The organism is Lysobacter sp. ESA13C (assembly GCF_019970005.1).
In the GTDB taxonomy this organism is placed as follows: Bacteria; Pseudomonadota; Gammaproteobacteria; order Xanthomonadales; family Xanthomonadaceae; genus Lysobacter; species Lysobacter antibioticus_B.
Window position 1 is genome coordinate 130966 of sequence record NZ_JAHXYK010000007.1, and the last position, 26246, is coordinate 157211.

General features: G+C 68.0%; 19 protein-coding genes. 5 read left to right on the forward strand and 14 right to left on the reverse strand.

The genetic code is table 11. The annotated features are described in order from the left end of the window. Positions 1-217 precede the first annotated feature (217 nt). Together LC490_RS15510 and LC490_RS15515 are read right to left on the reverse strand one after the other, a co-directional pair. The gene (locus LC490_RS15510; RefSeq protein ID WP_223620756.1) at positions 218-760 is read right to left on the reverse strand and encodes a nuclear transport factor 2 family protein; all 543 of its coding nucleotides are present in this window, start codon (positions 758-760) and stop codon (positions 218-220) included. Between the two features lie 285 nt (positions 761-1045). After that, complete coding sequence (locus LC490_RS15515; protein ID WP_031371969.1) at positions 1046-1360, reverse strand: hypothetical protein; 315 nt, start codon at positions 1358-1360, stop codon at positions 1046-1048. A gap of 368 nt (positions 1361-1728) precedes the next feature. Between LC490_RS15515 and LC490_RS15520 the strand changes: the two genes are divergently transcribed. Further along, positions 1729-1968 carry a hypothetical protein gene (locus tag LC490_RS15520; protein ID WP_223620757.1) on the forward strand — a complete coding sequence of 80 codons (240 nt, stop codon included), beginning with the start codon at positions 1729-1731 and terminating at the stop codon, positions 1966-1968. 915 nt (positions 1969-2883) lie between these two features. On the opposite strand, the gene LC490_RS15525 is transcribed toward LC490_RS15520, so the two are convergent. Together LC490_RS15525 and LC490_RS15530 are read right to left on the reverse strand one after the other, a co-directional pair. Then, positions 2884-3405, reverse strand: a complete 522-nt coding sequence (locus tag LC490_RS15525) for a DUF4189 domain-containing protein (RefSeq protein WP_223620758.1) — start codon at positions 3403-3405, stop codon at positions 2884-2886. Then, positions 3405-4532: a type IV secretion system protein gene (locus LC490_RS15530; protein ID WP_223620759.1), complete on the reverse strand. Its 1128-nt coding sequence runs from the start codon at positions 4530-4532 to the stop codon at positions 3405-3407. The genes LC490_RS15525 and LC490_RS15530 overlap by 1 nt, the downstream gene beginning before the upstream one ends. Positions 4533-5319: 787 nt before the next feature. On the opposite strand from LC490_RS15530, the gene LC490_RS15535 reads away from it, so the two are divergent. The 4 genes from LC490_RS15535 to LC490_RS15550 all read left to right on the forward strand — a co-directional run bounded on the left by LC490_RS15535 (position 5320) and on the right by LC490_RS15550 (position 9010). Beyond that, positions 5320-5916 carry a response regulator transcription factor gene (locus LC490_RS15535; RefSeq protein ID WP_223620887.1) on the forward strand — a complete coding sequence of 199 codons (597 nt, stop codon included), beginning with the start codon at positions 5320-5322 and terminating at the stop codon, positions 5914-5916. 100 nt (positions 5917-6016) lie between these two features. Further along, positions 6017-6637, forward strand: coding sequence for a hypothetical protein (locus LC490_RS15540; protein WP_223620760.1), 621 nt, complete (start codon positions 6017-6019; stop codon positions 6635-6637). Beyond that, positions 6634-8001: an XVIPCD domain-containing protein gene (locus LC490_RS15545; protein ID WP_051884255.1), complete on the forward strand. Its 1368-nt coding sequence runs from the start codon at positions 6634-6636 to the stop codon at positions 7999-8001. Before LC490_RS15540 ends, LC490_RS15545 begins: the two co-directional genes overlap by 4 nt. Before the next feature lie 145 nt (positions 8002-8146). Continuing rightward, positions 8147-9010, forward strand: a complete 864-nt coding sequence (locus LC490_RS15550; RefSeq protein ID WP_223620761.1) for a plasmid replication/partition related protein — start codon at positions 8147-8149, stop codon at positions 9008-9010. A 323-nt stretch (positions 9011-9333) separates the two neighbouring features. Here LC490_RS15550 and LC490_RS15555 read toward each other — a convergent pair whose 3' ends face one another. The 10 genes from LC490_RS15555 to LC490_RS15600 form a co-directional block, all read right to left on the reverse strand. After that, positions 9334-12732: a DUF11 domain-containing protein gene (locus LC490_RS15555; protein WP_223620762.1), complete on the reverse strand. Its 3399-nt coding sequence runs from the start codon at positions 12730-12732 to the stop codon at positions 9334-9336. A gap of 8 nt (positions 12733-12740) precedes the next feature. Continuing rightward, a complete protein-coding gene (locus LC490_RS15560) occupies positions 12741-13760 on the reverse strand; it encodes an OmpA family protein (protein WP_223620763.1) in 1020 nt (339 codons plus the stop codon). A 13-nt stretch (positions 13761-13773) separates the two neighbouring features. Next, a complete protein-coding gene (locus LC490_RS15565; protein WP_223620764.1) occupies positions 13774-17205 on the reverse strand; it encodes a hypothetical protein in 3432 nt (1143 codons plus the stop codon). 455 nt (positions 17206-17660) lie between these two features. Then, positions 17661-18674: a diguanylate cyclase gene (locus LC490_RS15570; RefSeq protein ID WP_051884258.1), complete on the reverse strand. Its 1014-nt coding sequence runs from the start codon at positions 18672-18674 to the stop codon at positions 17661-17663. Then, positions 18671-19690, reverse strand: coding sequence for a chemotaxis response regulator protein-glutamate methylesterase (locus LC490_RS15575; protein WP_223620765.1), 1020 nt, complete (start codon positions 19688-19690; stop codon positions 18671-18673). The genes LC490_RS15570 and LC490_RS15575 overlap by 4 nt, the downstream gene beginning before the upstream one ends. Beyond that, positions 19687-21945, reverse strand: coding sequence for a hybrid sensor histidine kinase/response regulator (locus tag LC490_RS15580; RefSeq protein WP_223620766.1), 2259 nt, complete (start codon positions 21943-21945; stop codon positions 19687-19689). Before LC490_RS15580 ends, LC490_RS15575 begins: the two co-directional genes overlap by 4 nt. Beyond that, positions 21942-22526 (reverse strand): chemotaxis protein CheW, encoded by a 585-nt coding sequence (locus LC490_RS15585; RefSeq protein WP_051884259.1) that lies wholly within the window; start codon positions 22524-22526, stop codon positions 21942-21944. Before LC490_RS15585 ends, LC490_RS15580 begins: the two co-directional genes overlap by 4 nt. Before the next feature lie 25 nt (positions 22527-22551). Then, positions 22552-23823: a protein-glutamate O-methyltransferase CheR gene (locus tag LC490_RS15590; protein WP_031370067.1), complete on the reverse strand. Its 1272-nt coding sequence runs from the start codon at positions 23821-23823 to the stop codon at positions 22552-22554. Next, positions 23820-24284 (reverse strand): chemotaxis protein CheW, encoded by a 465-nt coding sequence (locus LC490_RS15595; RefSeq protein ID WP_223620767.1) that lies wholly within the window; start codon positions 24282-24284, stop codon positions 23820-23822. Before LC490_RS15595 ends, LC490_RS15590 begins: the two co-directional genes overlap by 4 nt. Positions 24285-24329: 45 nt before the next feature. Then, a complete protein-coding gene (locus tag LC490_RS15600; RefSeq protein WP_031370069.1) occupies positions 24330-25949 on the reverse strand; it encodes a methyl-accepting chemotaxis protein in 1620 nt (539 codons plus the stop codon). Positions 25950-26246: the final 297 nt, after the last annotated feature.

Here is a 26246-nt window from a genome sequence, read left to right on the forward strand (position 1 = left end):
CTGCAACACCCGTCGCGAAGGCCGACTCGCCCTGGCGCTCACCGGACAACCGGTCTAGCGGACACGCCGAAGCCTTCCCCTGCTGGGCACGGGCTGCCGAGCGCGGGGAAGGGTTTGCTTTCGAACAGACTCAGTGGGACGCGACCGCAAACACGACGCGGGTCGCGCCGATGCGGGCCTCAGGCCCGCGCGGTCCCGCTCAGGGCCGCGAAGCCGATCAAGGCTTGCTGTCGACGTGGCCGTAGCTGATCACGCGGCCGACTTCCCAATGATCGGCCTGCTGGCGCCAGATCAACAAGAAGTCGCTGATGCCGTCGCACTGTCCGGTCTTGACCTGGCAAAAACGATGCTGCCCGGTTTCCAACGCACCGTAGTTCTTGATCGCACGCACCTTGACCGTGCCCGGGATCAGCTCGCGACGGATCTTGCCGCAGGCGCCGGCACGGGTCTGGGCGATCATCGATTCGCGCGTCCAGGAGACGCCGCCGATGTCGTGATAGAACTCGACGTCGGACGAGAAATAATCCGAATAGCGCTTGAGCTGCTTCGGATCGGTGCAGCGGTTGAACGCGTCGAACACCTGCGTATCGAGCCCGGCGATGGTGTCGTGCAAGGCCTTGTCGGCGGCACTGGTGTCGGCGGTCGCAGCGGCAGGCGGGGCAGCCGGTGCGGCGGGCGCATTGGGTTCGGCGGCGGAAGCGATCCCGGCGGGTAAAGCGAGCATTGCGGTGAAGCCGAGTACCCAAGCCAACTTGATCATCGATCCACTTCCCTTGTGTCGGTCCGGGGATCATAGCCGGAGCCGGCTGCTTCGTCGCCTGTCGGGCCTCGCGCGCCCGCGGCGACGGCCCTGAAACGCAGGAAAACCAGGGCCTTGGGCCGGCCCGGCCCGGATCGGATCGGATCGGAGCAAGCCGGATCGAATGGGGCTGGCCGGCCCAAGCAGTGCCGCGGACCGATCGCATCCGTGGCCCGCGGCCGGCGCGATGCCGACAACGACGATCGAACCGGCATCGCCCCGTCGGCTAGACCGGTCCGCACCGATTCATTCGTCCTGCGCCAGCGACGACGAGGCCGCGTCGATGGTCCCGATGCCGGCCAAGGGCAGCATGCACAGCGCACGCTCGCCCGCCATCGCCGCGCTATCGCCCGCAACCTGGACGGCGGCGGTCTCGAGCGCCATGGCCTTGCGCGCTTCGGCCAGGAGCGGCAGCAGCTTGTAGAACGAGTTGGCGACAGCGCGCCGACCCATCGCCGAATAACGGTCGCCTTCGCACAACGCGAACCAGGTCGCGTCGTACAGGGCCTGCATGGCGCGGCTGGGTTCCGGGCCGCGATCGGGACGGGTCTCGAACGTCATGGCGCACTCCACTCGGCCGCGCGATGGCCGATGACGACACCTTAGCGAGCCGACGTCTCACCTCGAGATACGCGCGCCGCATTTATGGACTTCGTTCATGCGCACGTCATGTCATGACCTCATGCCGTAGGGATTCGGTTCAGCCCATCCGCATCGCAGCGTGAACCACGGCGCAAATCGCGCAGGCCATGCGATTTCGCCCCGGCCATCCGCGCCCGCGTGTCAGCCGGTGGGACGCGGCGATGGAAGGCTGATGCGGACACGAACACGGCCGCCTGGTCCGCCATATCGGACCGGCCCTGCCGCGTTCGACCTGCCTCCCCGCGACGACTTCGCGTCGGCGCCTTTCCCAAGGATTCGATCCATCCATGAGCGACATCATCGATCAAGCGCAGCAATTCGAGGAGATCAATCTCGCCCAATCGCTGCAGGCCCATCAATTGGCCGCCGAAGCGGCGACCCGGCCGCCGGCCGCCGGCTATTGCTTGAACCACACCTGCCTGGAGCCGTTCGACGACGACCCGCAGCGACTGTACTGCGGCCCCGCCTGCGCGGAGCGGCATCATCGGCAGATGCAGCGCGAGGGTCATGCGCTGCGGCGCAAATAATTGGATGCGCTGTTTGGCTTCAAGCCTACCCTGGAATGGCGGGCCACCCGAACCCTGCTGTCGGTTTGAAGCTCTGGCGAGCAGTTGCAGTTGCAGTTGCAGTTGCAGTTGCAGTTGCAGAGATTTTGATCTGCTTTGCTGCTTTGCCGGTCAAGTGGAGACCCGGAGGGCGGCGCACAGGACGTGCGCCGTTTTTCGATAGGACAAGGATGTCCTATCGGAAAATCCCGGCGCGAGCTACGCACTCGTGGCCTGTGCCCTTGCAAGGAGAGCCCTTTTCTTTGGTTACTTTTCTTTTGGGCTTAGCAAAAGAAAGTAACCCGGCCGCGTTAGCGGACGGAAGCTCTGCACTTGCTTGTAGAAGGGCACGTCGCGAATCCTTCCCCTGTAGGAGCGACGCAAGTCGCGACCGCGCTGCGAAGGTCTTGCGGCGCCTCGAACAATCGAGCGATATCAAGATCAAACGATAAGAGCTTCCGCCACTAAAGCGGCGGGTAACTTTCTTTTGTCTAAAGCAACAAAAGAAAGTAACCAAAGAAAAATGCTTTTGTTTTGAATCACAGGCCCGCACGAGCGACGCCGACGCGGGGATTTTTCATACGGGACATCCCTGTCCCGATGAAAAACGGCCCGCATCCATGCGGGCCGCCCTCCGGGTCTTCCGCCGCCCTCGCGAGGGCGCTGCGACGCACAGCAACAGCAACAGCAACAGCAACAGCAACAGCAACGGCAACGGCAACGGCAAAGGCAAAGAAGGCAACGCTGCTCCGGGGCAGAAGCCGCGCCCCACAGGAATTTCCTGCGGTCACAAGCCGCGGCCGCGCCGTAGGGCCTTGCGGCTCATCCCCCGCGCAAGAGGCAAGAATCGAAACGATGCAATCGCATCGCCAACCTCAGCGATACGAGGCCACACCGCTAACGTTCCCGCACCGGAAAACTGCACTCCGCGTAATACAACTGACAACGCCGATCCTTGCGCGCCTCGCAAGCGCCCAAGCCGATTTCCGCGGCGCGTTCGGCGCTGCTTGCGGTCGTCGTGTCCGATTGGCGGTCTCCGGCGACCACCACCACGCAGCTGTCGCGATAGCTCATCTCGACCTTGCAGGCCTGGCCGCCGCGCGCGCGGCAATCCTCCAGGGCGATGCGTTTGGCCTCGCGCTTGCTGCGCGTGTCGCTGGCCGCCCCCATGATGCCGGCGGCCGCATCGAAGGCGAGCGCGCCCCATTGGCTGGCCCAACGCGGTCCCGCCGCCCCGCGCGGGGCGGGGCTATTGGGCATCGGCGCGCAGGCGTTCGGCGAGGCCGCGGTGTAGGGAACCGTGCCAGGCGGGCATCCGCCTTCCGCCCAGGCGGCCCCCGCCGATACGGCAGACAACGCCAACACGGCGATGCAGATCGCGCGTTTGCAGTGCCGGAATGGACGCTCGCGCATCGCCATCAGACCCTCCGCACCGAATCTTCGCCGCGCGACTCGCGCCCCGACGGCGGCCGGCCGAGTTCGTGCGTCGCCCCGGTCATCAAGGCCGGCGTGGCGGCGCGCTGCTCGCTGCCCGACCGCGGCGATAAATGCGACCCGGCCGAGGCCTGGCCCGACTGCGCGGATGCGGCGCCGGCACCGCCGCCGAACGCCGAGTAATGCACGAAGTTGCCCATGGTGCCGTTGAAGAACACCGCTGCCACCGGTGGTGCGACGACGATGAAGGTGGTCAGGATCAGGCCGATGCCGCCCTGCTGCATCGCCAGGCTGGTCATGCCCTCGGCGTCGAGACCGACGATGCCGTTGAAGGCCTTCGACACCCAGAACGCGACCGCCACTTTCGCCAGCAGTTTCATCGCCATCGCCGTGACCACGCTCAGCGTCGCCATCGAGAACAACGTACCCAGGCCATAGAGCAACCACTTGCGGAACAGTTCCTTGGTCTGCTCGAAGAGCAGGCACAGGATGAACAAGGGGCCGAGGCCGATGAACACGGCGATGCCGAATTTGTACAACAGCAACATCGCGCCGGCCGTCATCGCCGGACTGGCCGAACCGAAGCCGGCGAACAGCAAGGCCCGCGCCTTCTCCTCACGCATCGCATCGTCGCCGTCGACGACCTGCACCGCATCGATCGCCGCCAGGGCGACCTGGGTATAGGCCAGGTTCTCGTCGATGCTGTCGGCGGCGGTGCGCCCTTCGACGCCGGTGAACACCTGATGGATCTCGCGGTCCAGGCTGTCGGTGAACAAGCCGTGCAGGCTGCCGCCGAACATCGACATGCCGGTGGCGGCCGACACGATGACGGCGACCCGCATCGCATTGACGACCAAGGCCATCATCGGCTCGCGCGATTGCCCGGTGACGATGCGGTAACCCGCCAGCAGCACCCACAAGGTCACCAGCGTCAGGACGATGCTGCTGGCCCAGGCCATCATTCGCCCCATCAGCTGCAGGCCGAAGGCATCGATCTCGTGGCTGAAGTAGCCGTCGATCAGCTTGTAGAAGGCGAAGTCGCCCAGCCCCGATTGGATGCCGGCGAGATACGCCTCATGCAGCCCATTCGACACCCGATCCATCCCTGCCATTGCGTTCCCCTTCGTTGCGGTCGGGCTTGCCGACGGGACGGCCCGCTGACCGGGGCCTGATTACCGCGCTGCCTTGGGTCTGCGCACGCTGCGCAGCCATCCGGAAGGCGCTACTCCGGCCTGGAAAAACCTTACGAATCGCAGCCACGCACACGGACCCGCGATGGCCCCACTGCCCGATGGCGCGGCCATTGCGTCGTGCGGCAATGTGATGCGTGCGCCTCGAAGGCTATTGTTTACGGCGACGGTTCGGATCGCGTGGTTCGGGCCGTGCTTCCCAGGTCGTGCTGTACGTACCGTGCTTTCCGGTTCGTGCTTTACGAGCCGTGCTTTACGAATCGTGCTTCCGCATGGTGCTTTACGAATCGAGCGGCCCGGGTCGCGCCATGCAAGTCGCGTTGCCCGGGTCGCGCCGCCCGAATCGCAGGACGGCAGGCCCGCGCTCCAGAGTGGATATCCGCCGCGACGGGACCGCGGTGCGAGCGTTTCGTCGCCGTTCGCACGCCTCCGTCTGCGAATGAGGTCGCGGGCTGCGTCGTCGTTGTAGATGCATCGCAACGACATCGAATCCGTGAGTGAGGCTAGCACCGGAATTCCGGAATGCGTTGTAGGAAAACTCTGATTCGTTGTGCGCGTTTGGCCACGCCTTGTAGACAAATGTCTACGTTCTTGTGGACACAAAGCAAATTCGAGAAGCGATGCTTGCCAACTCTGGGGTTTTATTGAGATTAGATGTCATCCAGATGGATCTGACTTGGCAAGAGAGTTCGTAATGATCCGCGTCTTCATGATCGACGATCACCCCCTCATGCGCACCGGAATGCGCTGGGTACTGGAAGAAGCGGGCGACATCGAAGTGGTCGGCGAAGCCGCCAACGGTCGCGATGCGCTGGCCTTGATCCCGACGTTCGCCATCGACCTGGTGGTGTGCGATTTCGACCTGCCCGATACCGACGGCCTCGACCTGACCCGCCGCCTGCTGCGCCAGGACCCCGAGCGCAAGGTACTGATCGTCTCGATGCTCGAACGCAGCCCGATTCCGCGGCGCTTGCTCGCCGCGGGCGCGCTGGGCTACGTCAGCAAGACCAGCGATCCGCTGGTGGTCTTGCGTGCCGTGCGCGAAGTGGCCAGCGGCCGGCGCTTCCTCGACAACGCCCTGGCCTGCCAGGTGTTGTTCGACTCTTCGCCGTTCGACCAACTCAGCCCGCGCGAGCTCGAGGTCGCGATGCTGATGGTCAAGGGCGAAAGCATCCGTCGCATCGCCGATTCGTTGCGCGTCACCGAGTCGACCGTGCGCACGATCCGCTCGCGCGTGTTCGACAAGCTCGACGTCAGGGGCGATGCGTCCCTGGTCTATCTCGCGGTCGAGCATGGCCTGGCCTGACCGCGCGACACCGCGCACGGCGCCATCGACCGCTGCGACGACAGCGGCGCTGCCGAGTCGTTGCCGCAGCGCCGTTCGTCCGCCTCCGCCACCAGCTTGCATGCGCCCTACCCCCGCCACGCCCGGCCTGGTCCTCGTCTTCGCCCTGGCCCTCGGCGCTTGCTCCAATGTCTCCGAGCCGACCATGCCGCACTACCGACGCAATCCGCACCCGCAGCAACGTTACGAGATCACCCTGCGCCTCGACGATGCGCCCGGGCCGGTGTTGACGCTGCAGGGCGCGGCCCAGTACGAGGTGACGGACCTGTCCTGCGTGCCCGAGCTGGCGGGCACCGGGGTACGGCCGATGCCCCGACACAGCTTGCCGGCAACCTATATCCGCACGGCGGCCAACCGCTATGTCATCGCCGTGCACGCCGATGCGATGCGCGACGAGGATTACCACGGCCTCGGCGTCTGCCGTTGGAAGCTCGCCGCGCTGCACGTCAGCCTGCACCTCGCCGACCGCGAGCATCGCGACATCGCCATCGACCCGACGCTGCCGGGCGAGGCGCTGCTGTCCGGGCGCGGCAGCACCCTGCATTTCTGGCGCGACGGGCGTCCGCGGGTCAATCCGCAGGATGCGGTCGCCCTGGATTACCAAGGTCCGCGCACTTACCGCGAGGAGATCCGCGCGGACGTCTTCTCCGTCACCTTCATTCCGAGGGCGAGCACGCCGTGAGCACGAACAGCCAGCAGTACGCGAACCTCGCCAGCGACGCCTACAGCCCCTACCAACCGGGTCGCCGCGCCAGGGGCCTGGAAGAGAAAGTGCGCATCGACGAGGTGACCTACAAAGTCGTCGAGCACGTCGACCGCCCGTCCGGTTACCAGGGCACGATCTACCAACGCCTCGACACCGGCGCCATCGTGGTCGCGCACCGCGGCACCGAATTCGGCCGCGAGTTCGTCAAGGACGGTCTGCTCGCCGACGGCGGCATGATCGCCGCGCGCGTCAACCGCCAGGCCGACGACGCCATCGGCCTGACCCGCCGCGCCGTGGAATATGCGCAGGGCTTGAAGCACGAACTCGGCCGCGACGTGCCGGTGTCGGTCACCGGTCATTCGCTCGGCGGTTGCCTGGCGCAGATCAGCGCCTACCGTTTCGGTCTGGGCGGCGAGACCTTCAACCCCTATGGCGCCGCAAGCCTGCGCGATCGCATCCCCGAGGGCGGCATCCAGGTGCTCAATCACGTCATGGCCGGCGACATGGTCAGCGCCGCCGGCCGGCATTTCGGCCGGGTCCGCATGTACGCGGTCGAACAAGAGGTCGATACGCTGACCCGGGTCGGCCGCTATGCCGACAACGGCGACCGCCTCGACATCCGCTACGCCCTGCCTGCGGCAGCGGCCGGTTGGGAGTCGCACCGCATGCACCACTTTCTCCCGGTCGACGGTGCGGGGCGGCGCGACCGCTCGGTGCTCGACGACCCGCAGGCGCAACGACTGGCGCAGCAACATCGGCCGATGTTCGACAAGTACCGCAGCGACATGCTGTTGACCCGCGAAGGCGCATCGATCGCGGCGGCGCTCGCGCAAGGCGCGCGCGGCGTGGCCGGAGAACTGCTGCGCCACCTGCCCGATCGGCCGCAGAATCCGTTCGACGAAACGGCGCGGCGCCTGCCGCCGATGCCGGCCGCGGCCTCCAGCGACCCACGCTTGGCCGAGCATCCGGACCACCGCTTGTACGGGCAGGTCCGCGCCGGCGTCGCCGCGATCCATCAAGGCCAGGGCCTGGGGTACGGCGAAGACGGCGAACGCACCGCCGCAAGCCTGCTGGTGCTGGCCAAGCGCAGCGGCTTGAGCCGCGTCGATCAGGTCGTCGCCGGCCACGCTCCGGGCCAGCCCGAGCAGTTGTTTGTGGTCCAGGGCGATCCGCGCGACCCAGCCCATATCCGCGCGCAGATGGCGGCCGCCGACGCGGCGAAGACGCCGGTCGCCGAATCGTTGCGCGCACTCGCTGCCCTGAACACCCAGGCGCCCGCGCCAGTCCTGGCGCCCGACGCTCAGGACCGGACCCGCCCAGCGCCGATGCGCCCCCACTGAGCCTGCCGCAGGGGGCGATCCGGCTCATCCGCCGCACCGCGCCAACACCGGCGCAACCGGCAAGGCCGCAGGCCAGGATGGGCACAGGGCTGACCGATGGGCCGCATCTGCCTACAATGCCGCGCCCGAAGTTGCAGTGCCCGTCATGGAAATTCTCGTCAACCAAGAGCTCAAAGCCTATATCGACCCGCTGACGGAGGAAGAGCACGAAGCGCTGGAGCGCAGCATCCTCGCCGAGGGTTGCCGCGACGCGCTGGTGCTGTGGGGCGACGTCCTGGTCGACGGCCACAACCGCTACGGCATCTGCCGCAAGCACGGCCTGCCGTTCCAGACCGTGCAGAACCCGCGCTTCCAGTCGATCGACGACGTCTACCTGTGGATGATCGACCAGCACCTCGGCCGGCGCAGCGTCTCCGATTTCCAGCGCGGCGTGCTGGCTCTGCGCAAGCGCGAGATCCTGGCCGAGCGCGCTGCCGCCGGCACACCGGCGGCGGCAACGATCAACGCTGGCAGCGACGACGCCCCCTGGGACACCTCGGCGGCCGAACCGGGCGCCGACACGCCGCAGCCCGCCGCGGCAGCCGCGGCGAAGCCGGCACCGGGCGCGCGCAAGCAACGCGGCGAGATCGCCCGCGAAGCGCGCCTGAGCACCGCCCAGGTCGGCCTGATCGAAACCATCCACAAGCAGGCGGCGCCGGAAGTGGTGGCGGCGGTGAAATCGGGCACGTTGTCGCTCAATGCCGCCGCCGCGGTCGCGACCTTGCCGGAAGACGAACAGCGCGCCGCGGCCCTGGCCGGCAAAAGCGAACTCAAGGAAGCGGCCAAGCGCGTGCGCGAATCGCGGCGCAAACCGCGCGAGCCGCGCGAAGGCGATGAGGGCGAAACCTCGGCGCTGGACGCCGCGCTCGCCGATCAGATCGTGGCGCTGCGCCAGCGCGTGGCCGAGCTGACCGCCGAGAACGATGCCTTGCGCGAACAACTCGCGCTGTTGCAGGCCGAAACCGCCTGATCGAAGGCCGCGCGCTGCGATGCGGTGCGGGCCATCAGCACATGCAGAGCAAATCCACCCTGCCCCTTTTGATAAAGGGGGCGAACGGCCGCGCAGCGGACGTGGGGGATTTGCTTTGGCTCGCCTTGCTTCGCTCCGCGTTTCCAAGCGAACGACAGCCGCGCACTCGGCGACGCTAGAAGCCTGTTCCTCCAACGCCGTGTCCGCCGCGAACGCCCGCAGCCGGCCACGAACAGGCTCGCCCACAGGGCGACTTGCCTGGAGTTTTGCCGACTGACGTCGGCCCGTCACCGTCGCGACGGGCCGAGGCCATCGGGCCGCCGTCAGCGCTCGCCGCCGTCGTGACGCGCCCGTTCGATCGGCTGATTCGCCGATTCGGTCGCCTGCTGCGGCGCATCCGGCGCCTTGCCTTCGAAGCGCAGCGCCGGCTGGCCGCTCTCGGTTTCCACCGAGCGCACCTCGCCGTTGGCGCGGCGCGCCTTGACCTGCTCCAGCACCGGGTTGCTGCACGAGCCTTCGATGAAGTCGGCGCGCTGCAGTTCGCCGTTCTTGAGATCGACGAACAGGCTGTGGGCGTCGCCGGCATTGCGGTTGCTCGACGTGGTCAATCGGCTGTCGCGCGGCAAGGTGGTCGAATCGACCTTCAACACATGGGTCACCGGACGCAGCCCGCAATAACTGTACTTGCCTTCGACGTCGCTGATCAGATAGGTGCCGTCCTCGAAATACAGGCGCACGCCGGGGATACCGAGTTCCTCGCGGTCCTTCACCGAGTCGAGGTTGCAGTCGACGAAGATCTGTCCGACCACGCAGCCCTCATCGGAAAACACGCCGCCACGGATCTCGACCTTCCATTGCGACACGTTCGAGCACGGGCGCAGGCCGGTGCCGGCCGTGCATTCGGCCTGGGCGCGGTTGATGCCGTCGCCCTGCTGCGCGCCGACGCCGATACGCACGCGGTAACGCACCACCGCTTCGGCGCCGGGGGCGAGGCGATCGAGGGCGATGCGCAGCACCGGTCCGGGCGCGCCGCTCAGCGACACCAGGCCGGCGCCGCGCACTTGCGCGGTGTCGGCGACGAGACGGAAACCGGCCGGCAGGCGATCGACCAGCACCGGCGCCAAGGCCAGGCCGGCGCCGTTGTTGCGGATGCGCACGCTGTAAGAAACAAGGTCGCCGACCTCGGCTTCGCGCACCGAGCCGATCTTCTCGACGCTGAGCACCGCATCGGTCGACGGCAACGGCGTATCGACGCAGGCATCGTCGCGCAGCGTGCGGCCGGCTACGCTCAGCACGGCTTCGTTGAACAGACCGCGCCCGCTACCGCCGGCGACGCAGCCGTTATTGGACGGGTCGGCGATCACCGACGCCGCTACCCGCACCCGCAGCTCCAGCGCATAGGTATCGCTGGCGCCGGCGGCGAGATCGCGGGCAGTGGCGAGCGCCCACGGGCCGACGCCGCTGACCACAACACTGGCTCCGTTGCGGGTCGCGGTGGCCGATAGCACGCTGACGCCGGCGCCGAACTGCGGCGTGTCGCTGAGCTCGTAACGGCCGACCGCGGCGCCCTGATTGCGCACCACGATCGCGTAACGCACCAGGAATTCGTCGGCCGTTCCGGGCACCGCCTGCGGCGGGCCTGGCGCGTCCTTGCTCACGCTCAACACCGTCGCCACCGGCGTACCGACGCAATGCGCGGGGTCGGCGGCGACATCGCACCCAGGCGGCGGCGTGGCGCAGCCGTTCGGGTCGGTGGACGGATCGCACGCGACCGGCGGCGGCGTGCCGGTGTTGTCGGTGATCAGGTTGTAGATGCCGCTCACGCCGGCGGGAATCGGGTCGACCACGCGCACCACGACGCTCGCTTCGGCGGTGCCGCCGTTGCCGGCGATCGGCCCGGCCACGGTCAGGGTGCAAGGACGCGCGCCGGCATCGCCGATCGCGCAACCGGCGACGCTCGCGCCGCTCACCGACACCAAGGTGGTATGCGCCGGCAACAACTCGTAGAAGCTATGGTTGCTCGCCGCGACCGCGCTGCCGTTGGTCAGGGTCAGGGTGTAGCTCAGGGTTTCGCCGGGCTCGGCCTGACCGGGCAGGTTGCCGCTCTCGCCGCTCAGGCGCTTGGCGACGGTCACGGTCGGCTGGATCACCGGCGTTTGCACGCAATGGTTCGGATCGGTCGCAGCATCGCAGCCAGGCGGCGGCGCGGTGCAGCCGTTCGGGTCGGTGGCCGGATCGCAGCCCACCGGCGGAGGATTGCCGGTGTTATCGGTGACGAGGTTGTAGATCGCGGTGACGGCATTCGGAATCGGATCGACCACGCGCACGACGAAGCTCACTGCGGCGCTGCCGCCGTTGCCGGCGATCGGGCCGGCCACGGTCAGGGTGCAGGCACGCGCGCCGGCATCGCCGACCGCGCAACCGGCGATGCTGGCCCCGCTCACCGACACCAGGCTGGTATGCGCCGGCAGCAACTCGTAGAAACTGTGAGCGCTCGCGGCCGAGCCGCCGGTGTTGCTGAGGGTCAAGGTGTAGGTCAGTGTTTCGCCGGCCTCGGCGCGGCCGGCGACGTTGCCGGACTCGGCCGACAGCGTCTTCGCGACCGTCACGCGCGGGCCGGTCGGGATCTGCGCGCAACCGGGCAGGCTCGGGTCGCTGTTGCAATCCGGCGGGCCCTTATCCGGGTTGTAGGCGCGGTTGAGGATGCGCGCGACGCCGGCCGGTATCGGGTCGACCACGGTCACCGCGACGGTAAGGCTCAGGCTTGCACCGGGCGCGATGCTGAGGTTGCGCCAGGCCACCGTGCCGCCGCTCGCTGCGCCGTCGTGAATGCCACCGTTGTCGGACGACACGTAGACGGTGTTGGCATCGAGGTTGTCCAGGACATCGTAGTTGATCGCGGTCAGGTTGCCGATGTTGCGCAGGGTGATGGTGTAGTTGAGCGCCTCGCCGGGTTCGGCGATGCCGTTGCCGTTGGCGTCGGTCACGCTCTTGACCAGGGTCACGTCGCTGGCGCAGCTGTCCAGCGCGGTCAACGAGATGTCGTCGAGGGCGAGGTCGTTGCCGGCGCCGCCGGGGCTGTTGTTGACGACTTCCAGGCGCAGGCTCGATTGGGTCGGGACGAAGCTCACGCCGTACTCGTTCCAGGTCAGCACGGTGCCGGGCAGTTCCGGAATGTCGCCGCTGCTGACGCTGCCGAGCACCGCGCCGGTGCTCGGGTCGACGATGCGGAAGGTGACGTTGGGGTCGATATCGCCGTCGCCGGGCAGGTATTCCTGCACGTTGGTCAGCCAGGCGGTGAAGTCGTGGCGCACGCCGACCGCCAGGCCGGTGAAGTCGCGCGAATAGAACACGCCGGGATCGAAGTCGGCGTTGACCAGCATCATGTAGCCGTTCGGATCGCCGGTGTGGTCGGTGCCGTCGCGCCAGGCGATGTTGCCGCCGTCGCTGCGCGGCGATTGCACCAGGGAGTACTCGCCGTCGTTGACCCGGCAATCCGGGCCGATGCACGGCGGTGCGGTGTCTTCGTAACGGTAGGTGGTCTGCGCCGGCGACAGCGGCGGACCGATGCGGCTGGTGCCGGAACCGAAACCGAAGCTTTCGTTGAACAGCGGCGCGCAGGTCTGCGCCGCGACGGGCGCGATCGGCAGCGCCGCGGCGAGCAACAACGCCGCCGCGCGCGGCAACCAGCCGCGCAGGCGGGAAAGGGGTGCGATGGCCATGCCGGTCCTCACTTCGCCGCGGCCCGGGCTTCGATCTGCACGCGACGATCCGGCTGCAGGCATCGCTTCAATGCCGCGGTCGCACGCTCGCCGACACAGCCCTGGCTGACCGGTTCGCGTTCGCCGCGCCCTTCGGCGCTGATCGGCTTACGCACGCCCTGCCCTTGCAGATAGGCGCGCACGGTGTCGGCGCGCTGCTGCGACAAGCGTTGGTTATAGGCCTCGCTGCCCAGCCGGTCGCTGTGACCGACGACGTTGAAGCCGGTCACCTCGGTGCGCGCGCGCAACTCGGCGGCGAGCGCATCGAGCCGTCCCTTGCCGCGCGGCAACAGGCCGGCGAGGTCGCCGCGATCGAACGCGAACAATGCATCGGCCGACAGCTCGTAGTTCGCCTGCTGCGACGGCGGCGCTTGCGGCGACGGCGGCGGTGGGCAGGCCTCGGCGGCGGCTTCCGCGCGCGCCGACAAGTCTTCGGCGATCTGGATGTAGGGCTTGGCATGGCGCCAGCCGCCGTCGTGGATCTCGTTGCCGGCGTGCACCAGCTCGACTTCGGCGCAGGCGGTGGCCTGGCGCGCGCAACGGAAGCCGGCGTGGCGGCGCAAGGCGTCGTAACGCGCCCACAGGTCGGGGCGCAATTTTTCGGCGCCGTTGACCAGCGGGGTTTCGCTGCCCGGATCGGTGCCGGCTTCGAGCGCGGCGATCAACCTGGCCGATTCGGCCAACGCCGCCTGCGGGTAGCCACCGCGGTCGTTGCGGCTGTACTCGTGGAAGCTGGTGTCGAGCCAGCACTGCGCTTTCGAAAGCGCGTAGTCGTCGACTTCGATGCCGCGATCGTTGAGCGCCTTGATCCGTGCCTGCGTCGCTTCATAAGTTTGGTGGTCGGCGCGAATGGCCGCGTTAGCGATGCGCTGCGGCGCCGGCGTCAAGCTCTCCTGCGCGGTCTGGCTTTGCGCCGGCGATGCGGTCAGGCCGATCAGCGCGAGCAACACCGACAGGTGCCGACGATCCTTCGTTGGGTGGTGTTTCATCACTCGATACTCCTCAGCGCGGCAAGGCGGGGTTGGTCGCGGGGTCGTTGCCGCGGAACAGGGTTTCGTCGAACTTGAAGCGCAGGCGCAGATACGCGCCCTGGTTGGTGTATTCGCCCTGGGTCAGGTCGTCGTCGCGGAAGCCGCGCAGGTTGTAGCCGGCCGACAGCCACAGGTTGTCCTTGACCAGATAGCCCAGTTCGGCGCCGAAGGCGTACTGGCGCGCGCCGCCGGGACTCCACATCTGCGCCGCGAGGGCGCTGACGTCCCAACGTTCGGACACGTCGTAGGTCAGCCGGCCCGAGGCCAGATAAGCGGTGTAGCGATCGCTGCGCCCGTCGAAGTAGTCGCGCTGGCGCTTGCCGGCAAGACGGCCGCTGAGCCACCACGGCCGCGACGGGTGCCAGTCGGCGTGCACCGACAGGACGTGTTTGTCGAAACCTTCGTTGCCCAGCACGAAGCGGTCGTCGCCGTCGACGGGAAAGCCGCCGCTGCCGAGACCGCTGTTGGCCAGACTGCTGTCGCGGCGCGTCCAGAACTCGTATTTGCCGAGCACGTTGAGGCGGTTGCGGTCGGTGTCGCGATAGGCGAAGCCAAGCTGGAAACGGTCTTCGTAACTGTCCTGGGCATCGCCGTCGTAACGGTTTCGCAGATGGTAGTTGCGCAGCAAGCCGGTCCAGTCGCGATTGAGCTTGCGCGCGAGGGTGAAAGTCGACAGCCAGGTGTCGTAGCCCTGGCTCAGCCATGGCACCGTGGTCGGCAGGCCGGTGACCGGGTCGTTCGGCAGGACGTTGTCGCCGACGTTGTCGCTGCGCCGCCACTCCAGGCGCCCGCTGATCAGCCACAACTCGTCCGGACGCCACTCCGCGGCGAGGCTCGCGGCGGTGGCTTGCTGGCCGCGGCCGTCGAGCACCTGCAATTTCTCCAGGCCGGTCTGCAGGCTCAGCGCCGGCGTCACCCGCCAGCGATTGCGCAGGCCGTTGGCCCATTGCAATTGGCGCGCGCCGTAGGCGTCGTACATGCGGTATTCGCTGAACACGGTGCCGCCGTCCATGTACTCGGTGTCGAGGCCGTAGACGAAGGCATTGCTTTCGTAGGGGCTGGCATGGCGACGGCCGGCGGCATCGACCGCGCCCTCGGCGGTCGCGACCGACGCCAGGCCGGTGTTCCACTCATAGCGGCCGTACAAACGCGTCTTGTCGTGCACGCGCAGGCCCGCGCCGAGCGCGGCGCGGCGATGCTCGCTGTGGTCGAGGTCCTGCTCGGCTTCGGCGCTGAGGTCGAAGCGTTCGTCGACGCGCCACTGCGCGGCCACGCGCAACGCGGTGTATTCGACCGGCACGCCGGCCAGGCCGTTACCGACCCAACTGCCGTATTGGCCGCTCCAGCCGTAGCCAGTGTTGTACAGCGTCTGGCCGGTGCCGGGATTGATCGCGTTCGGCGAGCCGCCGTAAAAGCCGCCGCCGAAGCCCGGCGAGACCACGCCGACGCCGAACGGCGCGGTGATCGGCGCCGGTACCGACAGGCCGTTGCCGTAACCGTAGCGGCCGGCGCGTTCGTCGACCCGGTTGGCGCCGACTTCCAAGGTGAAGGCTTCGTTCGGCGTGTAACGCACGCCGGCCTGCAACTGGTCGCGGCGCGCATCGCTGACCGTGTCTTCGACATGCGTGCCCTGTGCGTACAAGCCCCAGGTTTCGTCGAGGCGCAGTTGCGCATCCAAGCCGCCCTGCTTGCGCCCGCCGATGAACGACGAAGCGGGGTTATTGAAGCCCGCGTCGCTTTCGCCGTAATAGGCACCGATGTCGCTGTGTTCGCCGCGATGGCCGAAGGCCAGGCGCCAGGCATCGCCTTCGACCTGATCGCTGCGCAGCGGATCGATCGGGCCGCCATCGACCCCTGCGCCAGGCAACGCGGTGTACAGCAGCCCCGGCAAGGTGTTGTAGGCGCTGCGGCTGCGCGCCACTTCGCCGCTGAGCCAGGTCCGCTCGCCGAAATGCACGCTGGCGTTGGCGCTGGCCAGCTCATAAGGCGAAAGGGGGTTTTCGTCCTTGACGTAGCTGCCGCCGAGTTCGAAGCGCTCGTTGACGCGGTATTGGCCGTTGGCTCCGTAAACCCAGTAGCGCTCGCCGCCCTGGTCGACTTCGTAGCTGATGCGCACCGACACCGGGTTGAGCGCGGCATCGACCGAAGGCACCGATTGCGCGAACAGGATGCGGCCGCTGAAGGGTTCGAAGTTGTAGTCGACGAAGCGCTGCATCGGCTTGACCTCGACGATGCGCGAGGGCGCGTGGCGGTCGCGCACGATCATCTCCACGCGTTCGCTGCCGAGCACCGCGCCGGCGCTGTTGCTGACGGTGTACGGGCCTGACAGGCCGCGCCCGGGGAATTCCTCGATCACCTGGCGCAGGTTGTCGTAGGCGGCGAACACGTCGAGCGCGCCGCGCGCGCCTTCGGCATGCGCGCGCAGACCGGTCATGGCGCGGTGGTACTGGCCGAGCTCGCGCGTCGCGACCGGGGCGACACTGCCCTGCCCGTTGCGCTGGCTGAAACCGTCGCCGGTGACGATGTCGCCGTACAACAGATAATTGCGGTCTTTGTCCAGGCGCAGATACAGGCGACTGTTGCTGCGCGCCTCGAAGCCGACGATGGAGGCGTCGCCGTAGACCGGGTACCAACGCTCCGGGTCGAGATCGCGGAACAGGCGGTCGCGATCGGGCTTGTCGCTGTCGTAGGCCATGGTCAGCAAGGCATCGCCGCGGACCTTGCCCTTGAGGAAGAACGCCGTGCGCAAGGCGGCACTGCGCTTGCCGTCGCCGGAACGCCGCGACCAGTTGCGTATCTCGTCCTCGAAGCCGTCCTCGGGCCGCGCCTGACTGAGGCTCAAAGGGTTCTTGCGGTCGAAGCTGACGATGCCTTCGACCAGGCCCACCGCGATCATCTCGCGCAGCGCCGGCACGAAGCCGATCTCGCCCTTGGCTACCGCCGCACCCGCGGACACTTGCACCTGCACGCGCTGCGGTTCGATCGGCGCCAACAGCCAGACCTGCGCGGCACCGTCTTTCGCCATGAGCTGGAAACCCGGCATCGCCGCATCGAGGTCGCGCGGCGCCAGGCCGAACTGGTCGCTGCTCGCACCCGGCAGTTGCAAGCGGCCGGCCGAAGACTCCAGGGTCAGGACCGTCTCGCCCGGCAGCGGCCGACCGTCGCGGTCGAGCACCTGGATATCGAGTTTCGCCGGGGTCTGGCCGTCGGCCGGCAGGCTGTCGCGATCGACCGCGACGCGGATCGTCGCGGCCGGTTGCGGTGCCAGGCGTTGCGCCAGCAGCGGCGCCGGCAGGGGGCGATCGGTCTTGAATTGCGCCTGCGCCGTGCCGCAGGTCGCGGCGATGGCACAGGCTAATGTGCTGAGCGCACTCCGGCGCAGAAGTCGTTCCGTTTGACGCATATCCTTGCTTCCCTCGTTTACAACCCGAGGCGGGCTGTCCGGTAAGGCAGAGAGCAGCCACGACCGGAGAGGCGTGCCTTATGTCTCTATTATTTTTGTGACGTGAATCACAATTTCGACTTAGAGACGCAAGCCACGTGCCAAGCTCGGCAGCAACGACTCGGCAGGGAAAATTTGTGACGTTAATCAACATTAATGACACATAGTGACGTCATGCGTCACTCATTTGTGTCAGTTCATTGCGCTCGATCGCACAAAGCACATTAGTCGTCGCGCAGGCACGCGAGCCTTGCGCCGAGTCGCACGCGAAGCCGCTTTCCTCGTCGCTAATCGACTTGCCGGCACGCGACAGGCGCCTACGCTCGATGGCGCGAACTCAGGCGCCGCTGCGCACGCAACGGCGCCGGACCGCGCTCATCGGCCCCGTGAATCCGCCGCGGCTGGGCCACGGCGGCTCAGGGCAGTTCGCGGTGAACCGCCTGGTTCTTGCCGGCGCGCTTGGCTTCGTAGAGGGCGAAGTCGGCCGCTTCGAGCAAGGGCTCGTAGGAATCGCCGCTGCACGGCGAATAGGTCGCGCCGCCGACGCTGACGGTGACGCGGCCGACCTCGGCGCCGGTGTTCGGAATCGCCAGTTCGTAGACGCTGGCGCAAATCTGCTCGGCAACCTGGCGCGCGCCTTCGCTCGGCGTCGACGGCAACACCAACGCGAACTCTTCGCCGCCGAAACGCGCGGCGACGTCGGCCGGACGCTGCGCGCAACGCTGCACCGCGCCGGCCACCGCCTTGAGCGCCTCGTCGCCGATCAAATGGCCGTAGGCGTCGTTGTAGACCTTGAAGTTGTCGACATCGACCATGAGGATCGAGAAGTCGCCCTGCTCGCGCACCGCGCGGCGCCATTCGGTGTCGAGGTAGCTGTCGAGGTAGCGGCGGTTGTTCAGCCCGGTGAGGCCGTCGACATCGCTGAGCCGGCGCAGCACTTCGTTCATTTCCAACAGCTTCTGCTGGTTCTCGCTCAGCGCGCGATAGGCCGCGTCGCGTTCGATCTGGTTGAGATAGGCCTGCGAGTGGTGGCGGATGCGCGCGATCAGCTCGATCGGGTCCGGCAGCTTGACCAGATAGTCCGCGGCGCCAGTCGCGAAGGCCTGGCTTTTCACCGCCGCGTCCTCCTTGCTCGACAGGACCACGATCGGCACGTTGCGCAAGCTCGCGTGCACCCGGTACAGGTGCACCAGGGTCATGCCGTCGACGCCGGGCATGACCAGGTCCTGCATGATCACCGTCGGCTGCAGCGCCTCGGCGGTCGCGACCGCGTCGCTGGCCGAGCTGCAGTAGTGGAACTCGACGTCCTGCTCGCTGGCGATCGCGCGGCGCACGGCCTCGCCGATGATCGGTTGATCGTCGACCAGCAACACGACGAACCGGCGCCTGCGGGGCGTGGCCGGCGTAAAGCTCGAGGAATGCTCAGTCATGGGGCTACGTTCCTGATGTCACCGAAGAGCAACCGCAACTTCGATGCGATTCGATCCAGGGGAAGAATCTCGACGGCGGCGCCGCGATCGGCGGCCGCCTTGGGCATGCCGTAGACGGCGCTGCTGGCCTGGTCCTGGGCGATGGTGTGGTGGCCGCGCATCCGCAGCGAGTGCAGACCGCTGGCGCCGTCGCGGCCCATGCCGGTCAGCAGCACGCCGACGATCTCGCCGGGCCAGTCCTTATTGATGCTCTCGAAGAACACGTCGACCGAAGGCCGGTACGGCTGCTCCACCGGCTCGGGCGTGTACGCCAGCGCGCCGTCGGGCTCGAGCACGAGATGCTCGTTGGTGCCGGCCAGCAGAACGCTGCCGGTGGCCGGCCGATCGCCCGGCCGCGCCAGCCGCACCGGGTTGGCGGAAAAGCGATTGAGCCAGTCGGCCATGCTGCTGGCGAACTTTTCGTCGATGTGCTGGACGACGACGATCGCCGCCGGAAAACCGGCCGGCAATCCGCCGAGCAACTCGGCCAGCGCCGCCGGGCCGCCGGCGGAAGCGCCGATCGCGACCAGGCGCTTGGCGCCGGAGCGGCGCACCGGCGGCTTCTTGGCCTGCCGCGACGGCGCATCGCCGACCAGGCGGCCGATCAGGTCGATCTTGGCCAGCAGTTCCTGCGCGCCGGCGTAGTCGTCGATGCCGAGGGTCGGCACGTCGGCGGCGTCGATGGCGCCGTGGCCCATGGCCTCGAACACCAGCGAGGCGTTGCCGCCGACGCTGGCGGTCACCACCAGGATCGCACAGGGGCTGCGCGCCATGATCTGGCGCGTCGCTTCGACCCCGCCCATGCCCGGCATCAACAAGTCCATCAGCACCAGGTCGGGCGTGTCCTCGGCGCAGCGCGCGACCGCTTCCTCGCCGCTCGCCGCGGTCCAGGCGATGCGGTGCTCGCTGCGCCGGCCGATCGCGCGGCGCAGCGCTTCGACCGCCAGCGCCAGGTCGTTGACGATGCCGATCCTCATGCGGCGGCCTCGCCGATCAAGTCGACCACCGCCTGCAACAACGCTTCCTCATGGAAGCCGCCCTTGGTCAGATAGAAATCGGCGCCGGCATCGAGGCCGCGCCGGCGATCTTCCTCGCGATCCTTATACGACACGATCATGACCGGCACGCTGCGCAGACGCGCATCCTTCTTGATCAGGCCGACCAGCTCGATGCCGTCCATGCGCGGCATGTCGATGTCGGTCACGACCAGATCGAAATGACCCGCCCGCACCGCGTTCCAGCCGTCCATCCCGTCCACCGCCACCTCGACCACGTAGCCTCCGCTTTCGATCAGTTTGCGTTCGAGCTCGCGTACGGTGAGTGAATCGTCGACCACCAGCACGCGCTTGCGGGTCGCGGTCTGCGCGCTGTCGTCGTAACGCAGCTGGGTCAGGCGTCCGGTCGACACCAGGCGCTCGACCGAACGCAGCAGGTCCTCCACGTCGACGATCAGCACCGGCGTGCCGTCGTCGAGCAGGGCGCCGGCGCTGATGTCCTTGACCTTGCCGAGCTGGCTCGGCAGCGACTGCACCACCAACTCGCTGACGCCGCGGAAACGCTCCACCGCCAGGCCGTACTCGTGACCGCCGCCGGGCGCGCCGAGCACGATCACGTGCAATTGCTCGGGCGCGGCCTTGGCCTCGGCGCCGCCGAGCACCTGCTGCGCCGACACCAGGCCGATGCGGCGGCCGTTCAACTCGAAATGCTGGCGCCCTTCCAGCCAGTGCACGTCCTCGCGCGCGAGCATCGCCGTGCAGACGATCTGGGTCAGCGGAAACGCATAGGCTTCCGCGCCGATCTCGACCACCAGCGCGCGCAACACCGAGGTCGTCAGCGGCAGCAACAACTGGAAGCGGGTACCGCCGCCCGCCTGCGACGACAGCCGGACCGTGCCGCGCAACTGCTTGACCATGTTTTGCACGGCGTCGAGCCCGACCCCGCGCCCGGAGATCTCGGTGACCACCTCGCGCAGAGTGAATCCGGGCAGGAACAGGAATTCGAGCAGTTCCGCCTCGCTCAGGCGCGAGGCGGTGTCCTCGTCGGCCAGGCGCCGGGCAACGACTATCCTGCGCACCTGCTCCAGATCGATGCCGCGACCGTCGTCCTCGATGGTGATTTCGAGCAGGCCGGACACGTGATGCGCTTCCAGCCGCACCAGGCCACCGGCGGGCTTGCCGCCGGCGCGGCGCTGCTCGGCCGACTCGATGCCGTGATCGACCGCATTGCGCAGCAGGTGGCCCAACGGCGCTTCGAGCTTGGCGAGGACGTCGCGGTCGACCTGGGTCTTGGCGCCGACGATCTCCAGGCGCGCCTCCTTGCCGAGTTCGCGCGCCAGATCGCGGACCATGCGCTTGAAACCGCGGGTGCCGTCGGCGAACGGCCGCATATGGCTCGACAACGCCTCGTCGTAGAGGCGATGGGCGACGCTGGCGATGCGGCGCTCGAACAAGTCCAACTGGGCGATGCGATCGGCCAGTTGCCGCTGCGACTCGGCGATCGCCGAGCGCGCCTCCATCAGCAACGCGTTCGCATGTTGATCGCGCGACATGCCCGGCGAGACGTCGGCCAGCCGGTCCAGCGCGACCGCGCTGTCGTGCTGCAGACGCTTCAGGCGGCTCAACGAGCGGATGTAGGGATCGAGCCAGCGCGACACCACCAGCGATTCGCCGGCCAGGCCGAGCAGGCGGTTGAGGCTGCGCGCGGTGATGCGCAGCACCCGCTCTTCGCTTTCGGCGTCGGCATGGGCCGCGTCCGCACTCGACGCCGGCTCCGGCTCGATCGTCACGGCCAGCGCCGACGCCGACGACGCGGCCGGAGCGGGATCGGCGGCCAGGGCCGCGGCCAGAGCGGCGCGGAAACGCTCGGCGTCCGGCGCATCGTCCTGCATCCACGGCGCGGTCTCCGTAGCCGGGGTCGCGGCGATGCGGGCGAGCAGGTCGACGCCGCCGAGCAAAGCATCGATGACGACGTTGCCGAGGACCAGCCGCCCCTGTTGCGCCTCGACCAGGCAATCTTCCATCGAATGCGCGACCGCCACCGCGGCCGACAGGCCGAGGATGCGCGCGGCGCCTTTCACCGAATGCGCCGCGCGCATGCAGGCTTCGAGTTCCGGCGCCGAGGCCGGATGGCTTTCGAGGATCAGCAGCCCCTCGGTCAGCACCTGCGCCTGCCCCTCCACTTCCATGCGGAACAGGTCGTGTAGCGAATAGTCCTGGAGGTTGCCTGTGCTCATCCGAGCCGCCGATTGAGTGCGCTGAGCACCAGCGCGTCGTCGAGCACGCCGACGTTGCGCTGGCCCATGGCCAGGATGCCGGTACTGAACGGCGACACCGAATGCGCGACCGTCGCCGGCACGTTGCCGATCGTGGCCGGGTCGTAACGATGCGAACCGTGCACTTCGTCGGCCTCGAAAGCCAGACGCTGCTCCTGCCAGGCCAGCACCACCAGGCGCCGGTTCAATACGCTGCGCGCGGCGTCGGCCTGGCCCGGTTCGAGATGGAACAGCGATTCGAGCGCGACGCAGACGGTGAGCTGGCCGCGCACGTTGACCAGCCCGCGCACCACGCCTTCGCGACGGTGCGGCAGGGTGTGGACCGGGCGCGGCTCGATGACTTCGTCGACCACCGAGGCGGTCAGGCCCAACCATTCCGCACCGAGGCGGAACACGAACAGCGACCCAGTCAGCGACCTCAGGTCTTCGGCCTTGGCCGCGACGTGCCGGGTCGCCTCGCGCAGCGCCTCCGGCTCGGGCGCGCGGTCGAGCAAGCGCGCCACGGCGCTGCTCGATCCGGCCGGCGTGTGTTTGGCGCTCATCCTGCGAGGTCCTTATCGGTGCCCATCAACCTGCCGTCCTGCGCGAGCGTTGCGCACGCAGGCGCAGGACCCGCCCAGCGGCGGCGTCGCCGCGGGTTTCTAACAGCAAGGCCAGGTGCATCAGGGTCTCTTCGTGTTGCGGCTGCAAGTACAAGGCCTTGCGGAAATAGTCTTCGGCGAGCTCGTTGCGGCCCTTCGCTCCCTCGATCAGCCCGAGCAGGTACAGCGCGCGCGCCGACGGCCCCTGCGCCTGCAGATAGGCCTGGCAGGAGCTCGCGGCCCGGTCGAAGTCGCCGTTGTCGGCCAGGCGCTGCGCGGCGTCGAGCAAGGCCTCGGCGCCCTCGACCGCAGGCGGCGCGGGGTTGGCGGCCGGCGCCGGCCGTGGCCGCGCCAGCGGCCGCGGCTTGGCGATGGCTTTCACCGTGGCGGCCTTGGCCGCGGCGCCCGCCAGCGCCGACGCCGTCGTCGCCAGCATCGCCGCCGACACTCCGCCGCCGCTGTCGGCGCGCGGCGGACGGAAGGCGAACGCCATCGGCAACTGCGCCGAGGCGAAACCCTGCGACAGGATCAGCCCGGCCTCGGCCGGGCCGACGAACAGCAGGCCTTGCGGACGCAACAGCCGCTTGAGAATCCCGACCGTGCGCACCTGGGTATCGGCATCGAAATAGATCAGCAGGTTGCGGCAGAAAATCGCGTCGTACACCGCCTCGCCCGGCAGGAAAGCGACATCGAGCACGTTGCCCTGGATGAAGTTGACCCGCGAACGCACCGTCTCCGGCAACTGCCAGCCGCCCGCCACGGCAGCGAAATGGCGCTCGCGGAACTGCAGCTCGCGGCCGCGGAAGGAGTTGCTGCCGTACAACCCGCGCCGCGCCTTCGCCAACGCGCGCTCGCTGATGTCGACCGCGTCGATGCTGAGCCGCTCGAGCGGAAAGCCGGCGTCGTACAGGGCCATCGCCATCGTGTAGGGCTCTTCGCCGGTCGAACACGGCAGGCTGAGCAGGCGCAGACGCTCGCCGGGGTGGGTCGCCGCCCATTCCAGGCCGTAGCTGCCCGACAAGGCGCTGAAGGCCTGGGTATCGCGGAAGAACCAGGTCTCCGGCACCACCACCGCTTCGATCAGTTCCTGCTGCTCCAGCGGCGAGGCGCGCAAGGTCTGCCAGTACTCGCCGAGCTGCTTGCATTCGCAGGCGGCCATGCGGCTGGCGACCGCGCGTTCGACCACGGTCGGGCCGATGGTGCTGGCGTCCAGCCCCATGGTGTCCTTGAGCCATTGCTGGAAGCCGCCCGGCTTCATGCGCTTTCGACCGAGGCCTGGAACAACAGCTCGCGCACCGAATCGGGCAGCAACTGCTCGATCCGCACCCACTGGATCAGGCCCTGCGCATCGGCGGCGACCGGCCCCAGATACGGCGCCTGCGCCGCATCGACACCGGCCGGAGCGAACTCGGCGGCCTCGCGCCGCACCGTTTCCAGCACTTGCTCGGCGATCAGGCCGAGCTTGCGGGTAGCGCCGTCGCCGGCCGGGTAGTTCACCACGATCACCCGCGTGCTCAACAGCGCACGCGCGGGACGCCCCAACGCCAACTGGCACAGGTCGATCAGCGGCACCGGTTCGCCGCGGTAGTCGAAGGCGCCGGCCACCGCCGCGGGCGCCTGCGGAATGGCTTTCGGGTTGACCAGGTTCAGCACCGACACGACCTGCGCCGCTTCGATGGCGTAACGGTCCTGGTCGAGTTGGAAGACAAGGAAAAGCACGGCATCGTCCTCCCGGCTGCGTCTGGCTGTCCGAAGCGGCGGCGCTTACGCCAGCAACTTGAACTTGGAAACTCCGTCGCGCAGCCCGGCGCTGACCTGGTGCAGTTCGTCGATCGCCTGGTTGGACTGCTTCAAGGCGTCGACGGTCTGTTGCGCGGCCTCGCTCAACTGGCCCAGGGCCAGGTTGATCTGCTCCGCGCCGGCCGCCTGCGCCTGCACGCCTTCGTTCACCACCTCGAAGCGCGGCACCATCGCCTGCACATGTTCGATCACCTGCGACAACTGGCCGCCGACCTGCTGCACGTCGCTGGTGCCGCGGCGGACTTCTTCGGAGAACTTGTCCATGCCCATCACGCCGGCCGACACCGCCGACTGGATCTCGCGCACCATCTGTTCGATGTCGAGCGTCGCCACCGCGGTCTGGTCGGCGAGGCGGCGGATTTCCACCGCCACCACCGAGAAACCGCGGCCGTATTCGCCGGCTTTTTCCGCCTCGATGGCGGCGTTGAGCGAGAGCAGGTTGGTCTGGTCGGCGACCTTGGTGATGGTGGTGACGACCTGGCTGATGTTGCTGGCCTTCTCGGCCAGCACCGCGAGCTTGGCGCTGATCGCCGCGGTCGCGTCGATCATCCGGCCCATGGTCTCCTCCATCTGCGCCACGCCGTGCTGGCCATCGCCGGCCAGCGAGGCGGTCTGCTCGGCGCTGCCGGCCACCGTGCCCATGGTCCGCGCCAGTTCCTTCGAGGTCGCGGCGATTTCGCGCGAGGTCGCGCCGATCTCGGTGGTCGTCGCGGCGATCTGCGCGGCGGTGGCCTGCTGTTCGCGCAAGGTCGCGGTGATCTCGTTGATCGAGGAATTGACCTGGATGCCGGAGGTCTGGATCTGCCCGACCAGTTCCGCCAGCTCGCCGCTCATGCGGTCGTAGCCCTGCGCCACGGTGCCGAATTCGTCGCTGCGCGAGAACCCCAGGCGCTGGCTGAAATCGCCCTTGGCCATGACGTCGGCAGCGCGCGCCAGCCGGTGCAGCGGCAGGGTGATCGCCTTCAATAGGAAGAAGCCGGCCAGCACCGCCGCCAACACCGCGCCGACGAAGGTCAGGCCGATGCCGAGCTCGGCCGATTTCACCGCCGCGTCGATGCGGTTGCCGGATTCGACCGACTCGTTGTAGTTGTACTGGATGATGCGGGTGATGGTGTCGACCGCCTTGGCGAAGATCGGCTCGGCGCGCGTGCGCATCGCCTCCTGCAAGGCCGCCGAACCGGCCTCGCCGGCCCGGATCAAATCCGGCTGCAGGGCGAACAGCGACGCACTGGAACCGGCCAGGGCGTCGAGATTGCGGCGATCCTCGGTCTGGGTGACGGTGGCGCGATAACGGCCGATCGCCTGCTCGAAGGCGGTCCGACGCGTGCGCAAGAGCTCCTGCGCTTCGGCGCGCTGGCTCGCGTCGGCCGAGGACAAACCGTTGATCGCGGTGTAGTAGGCGTGCCACTCGGTTTCCATCTGCCCGGAGGCGTACAGCCCGGGAATGGAGTCCGCGCGCAGCCGGCTTTCTTCGGCCTGCACGTGCAGCAACCGCTGCAGGGCGATGCCGCCCATCACCACCATCGCCACGATGATCACGGCGAAGCTCAAGATGATTCGCTGCCGAATCGTGATGTTATTCATGACCGATCCCCGTGTATGCCATGAAGCATTACCTATCTGGGCAGTGATTGTGAGGACCGCCTGTCGCGGAGGAAGCCCCAGTGTAGAGACGCGCTTCGCCCCTGCCCACCATCACGGCTGCGAACGGACGGACCGACTTGAACCGGCCTTCGGACTATGACCTCGCCTGGTCCGCACCGCCGTGAAAAGCCAACGCCGTCTCACTATGCGTCGACCCGACAGTGTCGCGGCCCTAATCTACACCCGGCTCCGGATCGCGCACGGTCGGTAACGGCGGCCTTCGCGCCGGTGACCGGC